This is a genomic window from Pseudosporangium ferrugineum (assembly GCF_003002065.1).
GTDB lineage: Bacteria > Actinomycetota > Actinomycetes > Mycobacteriales > Micromonosporaceae > Actinoplanes > Actinoplanes ferrugineus_A.
In genome coordinates this window covers 20,471-29,435 of record NZ_PVZG01000040.1, presented here as the reverse complement: position 1 = coordinate 29,435, position 8,965 = coordinate 20,471, and the positions used below count along the sequence as shown (strand labels likewise).

Below are 8,965 nucleotides of genomic sequence, written 5' to 3'. Positions count from 1 at the left end.
CCGAAACAGCATGTCGGCGGTCGACCCGCTCTGCCACTCGACGCCGTCGACGCGAAACGACAGGGTCAGGTCGCGGGCATCGCCGGCCTCATCCGGGGTGACGAGCCAGGGCCCGAGCGGTGTGGTCCGGTCGAACACCTTGCCCTGCAGGGCCTCGCCGGTCCGGTGCTGCCAGTCGCGCATGGACAGGTCGTTGGCCACCGTGTAGCCGGCGATCGCCTGAGCGGCGTCATCAGCGGTGGCCCGGCACAGATTCCGCCCGACGATGATCGCCAGCTCCACTTCGCCCTGGATCTGCTCGCTCTCCGCCGGCAGCACGATGGTGTCGCGGGGCCCGGTCAGGGTCGAGGCGAACTTGGCGAACAACGTCGGGAACTCGGGCGCCGTCCGTCCGAGCTGCTCGAGGTGACTCCGATAGTTCAGGCCGACACAGATGATGTGCTGCGGGGTCGGCGAGGTACGGGCGAAGTGGGCGGTGGCGGTGCCGACCTCCGCACGCTCCGGGCCCCGGCCGCCGGCCTCCCAGGCGGCGACGGCATCGGGGACGTCCAGGAGAACGGTGCGCTCGCCCTCGACCCGGGCTCCCCACAAACGCCCGTCGTGACGAACAGTCGCCAGGTACATGTCGCTGGTCCGATCGCTTCGTTGGGTCAGATCTCGACGGACTCGCCCGGCTCCAGGGCGAGCATCGGCGTTGCGGTGAGCCCCTTCTCACCGAGGAACCTCCCGGTCGAGGCACGACCGATCTCGCTGAGCATGACGTCGTGGATCGGCACGGTCTGCCGCGGCGCGACGGCCGAGATGAAGTCGATGGCGTCGCCGACCTTCACCCACGGACCGCTCACCGGTACGAGCAGCGTGTCGACCGGCACGAGGGGCGCCGCGTACGAATCGCCGGGGTGGAACACCCGCCCGCCGACGAGGTAGCCGACGTTGTGCGGCACCGGGATGCCCTCGTGAATCTGACCGTGATCACCCCCGTAGACCCGAACGTCGATGCCGTCGACATCGAGCGCCTCGCCACCGCGCACGGTCATCACGCGTCCGGCGCGGGCAGCGTCGGTGTCTTCGAGCGCCGCCGTGACGGACGCGGGACCCCACAAGCGCAGCTCGGAACGGGCCGTGAGCGCGGCGCGGACCTCGTCGGCGGCGAAGTGATCGAAGTGCTCGTGCGTGATCAGCACGCTGGTCGCCGACTCGAGCAGATCAGCGGCGTCCGGCGTGAACGTGCCCGGATCGATGAGGATGCGCTGTCCAGCCTCCTCGATGACGACGGCGGCGTGTACGTGCTTGGTGAGCCGCATGGCCCTTCCTCCTGAACGACATGCGCAGCAAATTTATACAGCAGGACTGTACAGCTTGATTGTACAAATGCCTAGGCCGATCAGCCCTTCTCGGGGGAGCCGGTGGGCTCTACGCGGTCCGGAGAATCAGGTGGACGGTGAGGTGGTGAACACTTCAACGGCGATTGCAGCAAGCACCATCGAATCGGCGGCCCTGCTGAGCGTGGTCGCCGACTCGGTGCGGTGGCGACTGCTCACCCATCTGGCCGACGGCCGGGCCCGATGCGTCTGTGATCTGCAGCCGGTCGCGGCGGTGGCACCGAATCTGCTGTCGTACCACCTCAGGGTGTTGCGTGAGGCGGGCTTGGTGAGCGCCCGGCGGCGGGGCCGTTGGATCGACTACACCATCACCGACGATGCGGCCGACCGGCTCGTGGCGGCCCTTCCTACCTTTCCAGGGAGGCCACGATGACCACCGGATCGATCCCGGCGCCGACGGCGGGCGGTTGGCATCGCCCTGCGGTGTACGGGGTGAAGCTGGCGGCCGTCGCCGGTTTGTGGCTGGCCGCCTATCAGCTGAATCGGCCCTGGTGGGACTTGGTCGTCTACGACTGGCTGGGGCTGGACGAAGGTTCTCGGCTGGGCTCGGGCGTGCACTTCTTCCTCTACGACAGCGTCAAGATCCTGCTGCTGCTCACCGGCATCATCTTCGTGGTCACGATCGGCCGCTCGTACCTGAGTCTGGAACGCACCCGCGCCCTGCTGGGTGGACGTCGCGAAGGAGCGGCCAATCTGGCCGCAGCCGGGCTGGGTGTCGCCACCCCGTTCTGCTCCTGCTCCGCGGTACCGGCGTTCATCGGCTTCGTCGCCGCCGGAGTCCCCCTCGGTGTCACCCTGTCGTTCCTGATCGCCAGCCCGCTCATCAACGAGGTAGCCGTGGTACTGCTCTACGGCATGTTCGGCGCCCGGATCGCCGCCCTCTACGTGCTCTCCGGACTGGTCATCGCCACCGGCGCCGGATACGTCCTCGGCCGGATCAGCCCGTCGCGCTGGGTGGAGGACTTCGTCTACCAAACCACCCTGCGTGGCACGGCCGTTGTTCCCGGGCAGCAGCTGACCTGGTCGGACCGTTTGGCGATGGGCCGAGAAGAGGTGGCCGCGATCCTGCGGAAGGTGTGGCCATATCTGCTCGCCGGAATCGGGCTGGGCGCGGTGATCCACGGCTGGGCACCGGCGGACTTCTTCACCCGCGTCGCCGGGCCGGACAACCCGTTCGGCCCGCTCGTCGCCGTGGCGATCGGGGTGCCGCTCTACTCCAACGCCGCCGGCATCCTGCCGCTGGTCGAGGTCCTGTACGCCAAAGGCATGGCGATCGGCACCGTTCTGGCCTTCATGATGAGCGTCGTCGCGCTCTCGCTACCCGAGCTGATCCTGCTGCGCCGCATCCTCAAACCACCGCTGCTCGCGGCCTTCGTCGGTGTGGTCGCCACCGGAATCGCCGCCACCGGCTACCTGTTCAACGCCATCCTCTGAAAGGAAGATCATCATGCTCATCAAAATCCTCGGACCCGGCTGCGCCAATTGCCACACGCTCGAGAGACTGACCCACGACGCGATCGCCGACCTGAACCTGACAGCCGAGGTCAGCAGCGTGACCGACTATCCCACCATCGTCGGCTACGGCGTCATGAGCACACCGGCCCTCGTCGTCGATGACAGAGTCGTTCTCGCCGGACGAATCCCCACTGCGGCTCAGCTCCGGGATCTGCTGACCACCGCGGCAGCCTGAGTCGTGCACACCATCGGGTCCAGCGGCAGCTGGTCGAGGCCGTCGATGGGCGGAACGGCCGGGCCGGCGCCGTCGCCGGCGATGGGCAGTCGCACGGCTCAGGCCTATCCGGCGGGAATGGCGAGCTGGTCGAGCAGGGTCAGCACGCGGCGTTCAAGGTCGTCGCGGATCGGGCGCACGTCGGCGAGGCCGAGCCCGGCCGGGTCGGGCAGGTCCCAGTTCTCATATCGGGTGCCGGGAAAGACCGGGCAGGCGTCGCCGCAGCCCATGGTGATCACGACGGTGGCGGCGCGAACGATCTCGTCGGTCCAGGGCTTGGGGTATTCGCCGGTGACGTCGATGCCGCGTTCACTCATCGCGGCGATCGCGGCGGGGTTGATCTCCTGGCCGGGTTCGCTGCCACCGGACCAGGCGACCGCGCGGCCGGCGGCGTGGTGGCTGAAGAAGCCCAGCGCCATCTGGGAGCGGCCGGCGTTGTGGGTGCACAGGAACAGCACGACAGGTTTGCCATCGGCGTGGTGGCCTTCGACGCGGGCGAGGGCATCCAGCCGCTGGCGGGCGAACCGTTCGGCCAGCAACGGCAGGAAATTCGGGATCGCGTGGGCGGTGGCGAACTGCTCGTAGCTCGAGTGCAGGAACCGTTCGATGGTCTCCGGGCCGTAGAGGTCGCCGAACGCGCGGCCGAGATTTCCGGCGGCGGTGCGCAAGGCGAGCTGCTGGTCGATCGAGAGGTCCGGGTGTACGGCGGGTGGGGCGAGGTCGCTCATGGTGACTGCTACTTCCGGGCTCGGTGTGCCACTGACACCCCCATTAGATAGCTCAGTCATCGTTGAGTCAGTCATTGCTGACTTTTGTTCCGGCGCTGCGACCGAGACCTCCGGCGCACGCCGCGATGGCGCAGGAGGCGACCGCGCCGCAGGCTGCGATGGCCGCGAGCACCGGCGTGTACGAGCCGGTGGCGGCGTGCAGGGCGGCGGCCGCGAGGGGAGCACCGGCTTTCCTTCACCGACACCTTCGTCGGCGTCGGCCTCCTGCTGGCGCCGCCCTCGATCGGCTAGTTGGTCAGGATGCCGCTGGCCGCCCGGCGGCGGAGCTTGTCCGCGTACAGTCGCTCGTCAGCGACCGCGACCAGCGCGGTCAGGTCTGCACCGTCGTCCGGGGCGGTGGCCACGCCGCAGGAGACGCCGACCCGCGCGCCAAGCGCACCCCGCAGGCGATCGCCGGCGGCGATCGCGGCGGCCGGCCGCCCCGGCAGGACGATGATGAACTCGTCACCGCCGGTCCGCGCAACCAGGGCGTCTGTTCGCAGGGTGAGGGTCGCGGTCTGCACCGCCCAACGCAGCAACTGGTCGCCGGCCGCATGGCCCTGGGTGTCGTTGATCAGCTTGAAGTCGTCGAAGTCGAGGCACAGCACCGACACCGGGTCGTTCGTAGTCGCGCGGTCCAGCAGAGGCACCGCCTTCTGCTCCATGCCGCGCCGGTTGAGTGCTCCGGTCAGCGGATCCAGCTGGGTGAGTTCGTGCAGCCGGCGCCGCTGGGCGGCGACCGTGGCCGCCTGCAGCGAGCAGACCGCCACGCTGCCGCGGCATAGACGGCGATCAGCATCGCTTCCATCCCTACCATCACCCGGGGTGGGCAGGTCACCGCGAAGAGCAGGCTCGGGGCGAAGAACCCGAGCGCCGCCGGGGAGCCGGCCCCACCATCGAGCACGGCGGCGACCCCGACAATGAGCGTGGACACCACACCCACCGCCAGCATGATCAGCCTGTTACCGCGGGCGGTGGTGAGTTTCTGCGCGGCGGCGATGACCGCGACGCCGATCAGCGCGCCGGCCGCATAGAGCGTCGCCATGGCACTGCGGTGCGGTCCGCTCCAGGTCATCGCGGTGCACGCCAGCGCGATGCCGTTCGCGGCGACACCCATCGCACCGCTGAGCACGATGCGCCAGGCTCGTCCGCTGCTCCAGCGCCTCACCACCAGATTACAACCTGGTTGATCGGCGACGCGGCGCGACTGGTGAGCCTTTTCGCCGCCAAGAAACCTTTCGATTACTCTGAGTAGTGTTGTCGGCGGTGGCGGCCCGACGTCCCCACACGTTACGCGGATGGATGCTGCTGCCGAGCCCGCGCATCAGCCGGATCCGGGCCAGCTCCGTTCCGTTCCGCAGGGCTTCACGAACGCACACCGCGTGCGCCACCGAACGCCCGGGTCGCGGGCGGCCAGGCACGTCGCGCCCGGCCACCCGCGACCCGACGGGATCAAAGGCGTTCGAGGATGGTCTTCATCGTGGCGATCTCGGCCTGCTGATCAGTGATGATCTTCTGCGCGAGGGCTTTGGCCTCCGGGTCGGAGCCCTGCGCCACCTCGGTCTCGGCCATCTCGATCGCGCCCTCGTGGTGGCTGATCATCATGGTCAGGAAGTGCTTGTCGAACGCCGCACCCTTGGCGCCCATGAGCTTGGACATGTCGGCGTCGGTCATCACGCCGGGCATCGAGCCGTGGTCCATGCCGGAACCCATGCTCATGTGCGGCTCGGGGGCGGGCTCGCCCAAGGTGGTCAGCCAGCCGGTCATGGTGTCGATCTCCGGTTGCTGCGCCGCCTGGATCTTGCCGGCGAGCTCTTTGACCTCGGCGTCGGCGGCGCGCCCGTCGGCCAGGTCGGCCATCTGCACGGCCTGCTGGTGGTGCGGGATCATCGCCTGGGCGAAGGTGACGTCGGCGTCGTTGAACGTACCGACCGCCGACGCGGCCGGCGAGACCGAGCTGGTGGCGCCGTGTTTCGTGCCGGTGTCGCCCGACGGGTGGTCGCTGCCGCCGCAGGCCGACAGCACGAGGGTGACGGTGACTGCGGCGCCGGCGAGCAGGCCGCGGCGCAGCACAGTGGCGGACAGGTGGGAATTGCGCATCATTGCGGGTCATGACCTTTCGGCAGGATGTCGGGTACGCGCGAACGCCTCGACACGACCGCTGGGTCCGGTCGCCGTCGAGGTGGCGTTGCTAAATGCGCTGTACCGCTGCCGATGCGAGCGTGAGCCCGGCGGGGCGATCCGGTGGCGCCCGCGGGGACAGCGCCCGCAGCACCGCGGGCACCGGATGCAGACGATGACCTCGAACCGCGGTGAGCAGCCGGAGCAGCATCACGATCACGGCCAGTCCGGCCAGGATCGCCAGGCAGGCACTCCACGCGCCGGAGCCGTGCCCGCCGTGGCCGTCACAGTGCCCGTCCGGACACGGCTGCGCCGCGGTGACCACCGCGGACAGCATCCCGGCGGCACCCGTCGCGGCGGTTGTGCTCATGCCGGTCATCGCCGGGTGCGGGTCAGCGCGGACACCGGTGTGGCCGAGGGTGTGCATGAGCGCCAGCCCGAGAGCGGTCGCCAGCAGCAGCGCGAGGCGGGCCGTGCGGCCCACCGCGGCCACTGCTGTCCTCGTCACGGCGTCCACGGTAGCGCGCGACGTGATTGCCATCGCCGACGACCGAGCCGAGTCGGGCCAGGTGTTTCCCGGTGTCGTGCTGCCACCGGCCACTCGCGTACGGCGTCGCGGGCCAGCGGGCGCGCCGAGATCCGGAACGGCCCACAGGCAAGAAGCTGGACCGCGGTTCGCGCAGCCGCCGCGGCCCACTCCTTCACCGAGAGCTGGCGACAGTACATCGTCCGATGTACTGTCCTGGCGTGGAGGCGATGACTCACGGCGCGGTGCTGGCCCGATTCGGCCATGCCCTGTCGGATGCGACCCGAGCCCGGCTGTTGCTGGCGTTGCGGGAGGGTCCCGGCTATCCCGCTCAGCTGGCCGAACTGCTGGGCACGACCCGGCAGAACCTGTCGAACCATCTGACCTGCCTGCGCGGGTGTGGCCTGGTGGTCGCCGTGCCGGAGGGCCGCCGGGTCCGTTACGAGCTGGCCGACCCGCGGCTCGCGCACGCCTTGGGCGACCTGCTCGGCGTGGTTCTCGCGGTCGATCCCGAGGCGTGCCCGGACTCTGCGGACAAGGCTTGCTGCTGATGGGCGGGCCGCTGATCCAGATCACTCCGGCCGGTCCGTCACCGCAGCGCCGCAGCGTGCTGAACCGGCGAGTGCGGCTGCTGGTGGCGGCGACCATCGCCTACAACGTGATCGAGGCCGTCGTCGCGATCACCGCGGGCACCCTCGCGTCATCGACGGCGCTGATCGGGTTCGGACTGGACTCGATCATCGAGGTGTCCTCGGCCGCCGCGGTGGCGTGGCAGTTCGCCGGCCGCGACCCCGAGGCGAGGGAGAAGATCGCGCTGCGGATCATCGCGGTGTCGTTCTTCACCCTCGCTGCCTACGTGAGTGTCGAGTCGGTGCGGTCGCTGATCGGCGGCGCCGAGGCCGAGCACTCCTCCATCGGGCTGGTGCTGGCCGCGTTGTCGCTGGCGATCATGCCCGGCCTGTCGTACGCGCAGCGCCGCGCCGGACGCGAGCTCGGCTCCCGGTCGGCGGTCGCCGACTCGAAGCAGACGCTGCTGTGCACCTACCTGTCCGCGGTGCTGCTGGTGGGCCTCGCGGTCAACAGCCTGTTCGGCTGGTCGTGGGCCGACCCGGTCGCCGCCCTGGTGATCGCCGCGGTCGCGGCGAAGGAAGGCCGCGAGGCGTGGCGCGGTGACGCCTGCTGCGCCGTCCCGACCGCCGGCTCCGTCACGCGGCAGTCGGCGGCGATGACGACGGGCTCGGTCAGGCCGCCGGGATCAGGTGGGCGAGCAGGGTCTCGATCCTGGTCTTGATCTCGTCGCGGATCGGGCGGACGGCGTCGACGCCCTTGCCGGCCGGGTCTTCGAGTTTCCAGTCCTCGTAGCGCTTGCCGGGGAAGACCGGGCAGGCGTCGCCGCAGCCCATGGTGATGATGACGTCGGATTCCTGGGCGGCGTCCCAGGTCAGTTTCGTCGGGGTCTGGTCGGTGATGTCGATGCCGACCTCCTTCATCGCCTCGACGGCGGCCGGGTTGATCGTCTCGGCGGGCTCCGAACCGGCCGAGCGGACCTCGACGGTGTCGCCGGCGAGGTGGCGCAGCCAGCCGGCGGCCATCTGGGAGCGGCCGGCGTTGTGGACGCAGACGAACAGAACGGTGGGCTTGCTGTCGCTCATGGTGTTCCTCGCGAGGTCAGGGGTGAGAACAGGTGGTCAGGGGGTGGTTGCGGGGTGTTCGACGACGATGTCGTCCGTGGTCCTGCCGACGTCGGGGTACAGCGCCAGCAGGAGGCCGACGCCGATGAGCAGGCCGACGATCTGGAAGGCGACGAAGCCCGGAACCGAGCCGGGGGCGATGCCGGCGAACGTGTCGGTGAAGGCGCGACCGATGGTGACCGCCGGGTTGGCGAAGCTCGTCGATGAGGTGAACCAGTAGGCGGCGCCGATGTACGCGCCCACGGCGGCGGGCGCGGCGGCGGTTCTGCCGGAGCGGCCGAGGGCGAAGATCAGCAGGAGCAGGCCGGTGGTGGCGACCACCTCGCCGAGCCACAGGTTCCCGGCCGCGCGGTCCTTGGTGGAGAGGGTGACGGGGGCGAGGCCGAACATCAGGTTCGCCAGGATCGAGCCGCCGATCGCGCCCAGCGTCTGGGCTCCGGCGTACCCGGCAAGGTCTTTGGCGGTGATGCCGCTGCCGGTTCGGCGGCCGAGGAACCAGTCGGCGGCCGACACGACCGGGTTGAAGTGGGCACCGGAGATCGGGCCGAAGGTGAGGATCAGCGCGCCGAGGGCGAACGCGGTGGCGATCGAGTTTTGAAGCAGCTGCAGGCCGACGTCGTTCGGGGAGAGGGTGGTGGCCATGATGCCGGAGCCGACGACGGCGGTGACCAGCAGTGCGGTGCCGAGGAACTCGGCCAGCAGGCGTCGCCAGGGCGCGATGGTGGGCATGGAGATATGGCTCCGGTCGT

Annotated in this window: 14 protein-coding genes; 5 read left to right on the top strand and 9 right to left on the bottom strand. The window is 69.8% G+C overall.

Features of this window, described 5'->3' with window-relative positions; genetic code table 11:
• Both CLV70_RS37255 and CLV70_RS37250 read right to left on the bottom strand, forming a co-directional pair.
• Positions 1 to 624, bottom strand: a 624-nt coding sequence (locus CLV70_RS37255; RefSeq protein WP_106131332.1) for a fumarylacetoacetate hydrolase family protein, incomplete at its 3' end; no start/stop codon positions are given.
• 26 nt (positions 625 to 650) lie between these two features.
• Positions 651 to 1,304, bottom strand: coding sequence for an MBL fold metallo-hydrolase (locus CLV70_RS37250; protein WP_106131329.1), 654 nt, complete (start codon positions 1,302 to 1,304; stop codon positions 651 to 653).
• A 130-nt stretch (positions 1,305 to 1,434) separates the two neighbouring features.
• Between CLV70_RS37250 and CLV70_RS37245 the strand changes: the two genes are divergently transcribed.
• The 3 genes from CLV70_RS37245 to CLV70_RS37235 are packed head-to-tail and all read left to right on the top strand — an operon-like array spanning position 1,435 to position 3,072.
• Positions 1,435 to 1,755, top strand: coding sequence for an ArsR/SmtB family transcription factor (locus CLV70_RS37245; RefSeq protein WP_211304040.1), 321 nt, complete (start codon positions 1,435 to 1,437; stop codon positions 1,753 to 1,755).
• The gene (locus CLV70_RS37240; RefSeq protein WP_106131327.1) at positions 1,752 to 2,816 is read left to right on the top strand and encodes a permease; all 1,065 of its coding nucleotides are present in this window, start codon (positions 1,752 to 1,754) and stop codon (positions 2,814 to 2,816) included. The genes CLV70_RS37245 and CLV70_RS37240 overlap by 4 nt, the downstream gene beginning before the upstream one ends.
• A gap of 13 nt (positions 2,817 to 2,829) precedes the next feature.
• Entirely contained in the window at positions 2,830 to 3,072 is a 243-nt protein-coding gene (locus CLV70_RS37235; protein WP_106131326.1) for a thioredoxin family protein, read from the top strand.
• Positions 3,073 to 3,176: 104 nt separating this feature from the next.
• On the opposite strand, the gene CLV70_RS41580 is transcribed toward CLV70_RS37235, so the two are convergent.
• The 5 genes from CLV70_RS41580 to CLV70_RS37215 form a co-directional block, all read right to left on the bottom strand.
• Positions 3,177 to 3,839 (bottom strand): arsenate reductase ArsC, encoded by a 663-nt coding sequence (locus CLV70_RS41580; RefSeq protein WP_106131325.1) that lies wholly within the window; start codon positions 3,837 to 3,839, stop codon positions 3,177 to 3,179.
• Positions 3,840 to 4,126: 287 nt separating this feature from the next.
• Entirely contained in the window at positions 4,127 to 4,648 is a 522-nt protein-coding gene (locus tag CLV70_RS37225; protein ID WP_158277926.1) for a GGDEF domain-containing protein, read from the bottom strand.
• Positions 4,567 to 5,010, bottom strand: coding sequence for a hypothetical protein (locus tag CLV70_RS40015; RefSeq protein WP_158277925.1), 444 nt, complete (start codon positions 5,008 to 5,010; stop codon positions 4,567 to 4,569). Before CLV70_RS40015 ends, CLV70_RS37225 begins: the two co-directional genes overlap by 82 nt.
• A gap of 320 nt (positions 5,011 to 5,330) precedes the next feature.
• Positions 5,331 to 5,981 carry a DUF305 domain-containing protein gene (locus tag CLV70_RS37220; protein ID WP_106131323.1) on the bottom strand — a complete coding sequence of 217 codons (651 nt, stop codon included), beginning with the start codon at positions 5,979 to 5,981 and terminating at the stop codon, positions 5,331 to 5,333.
• 88 nt (positions 5,982 to 6,069) lie between these two features.
• Complete coding sequence (locus tag CLV70_RS37215) at positions 6,070 to 6,507, bottom strand: DUF6153 family protein (RefSeq protein ID WP_146164318.1); 438 nt, start codon at positions 6,505 to 6,507, stop codon at positions 6,070 to 6,072.
• 224 nt (positions 6,508 to 6,731) lie between these two features.
• Between CLV70_RS37215 and CLV70_RS37210 the strand changes: the two genes are divergently transcribed.
• Positions 6,732 to 7,076, top strand: coding sequence for an ArsR/SmtB family transcription factor (locus CLV70_RS37210; protein ID WP_106131321.1), 345 nt, complete (start codon positions 6,732 to 6,734; stop codon positions 7,074 to 7,076).
• Positions 7,076 to 7,816 (top strand): cation efflux transmembrane domain-containing protein, encoded by a 741-nt coding sequence (locus CLV70_RS37205; RefSeq protein WP_106131331.1) that lies wholly within the window; start codon positions 7,076 to 7,078, stop codon positions 7,814 to 7,816. The genes CLV70_RS37210 and CLV70_RS37205 overlap by 1 nt, the downstream gene beginning before the upstream one ends.
• On the opposite strand, the gene CLV70_RS37200 is transcribed toward CLV70_RS37205, so the two are convergent.
• Together CLV70_RS37200 and CLV70_RS37195 are read right to left on the bottom strand one after the other, a co-directional pair.
• Positions 7,767 to 8,177 (bottom strand): arsenate reductase ArsC, encoded by a 411-nt coding sequence (locus CLV70_RS37200; protein ID WP_106131320.1) that lies wholly within the window; start codon positions 8,175 to 8,177, stop codon positions 7,767 to 7,769. The genes CLV70_RS37205 and CLV70_RS37200 overlap by 50 nt on opposite strands.
• Before the next feature lie 36 nt (positions 8,178 to 8,213).
• On the bottom strand, positions 8,214 to 8,945 hold the full coding sequence (locus CLV70_RS37195) for an aquaporin (protein WP_106131319.1): 732 nt from the start codon (positions 8,943 to 8,945) through the stop codon (positions 8,214 to 8,216).
• Positions 8,946 to 8,965 lie beyond the last annotated feature (20 nt).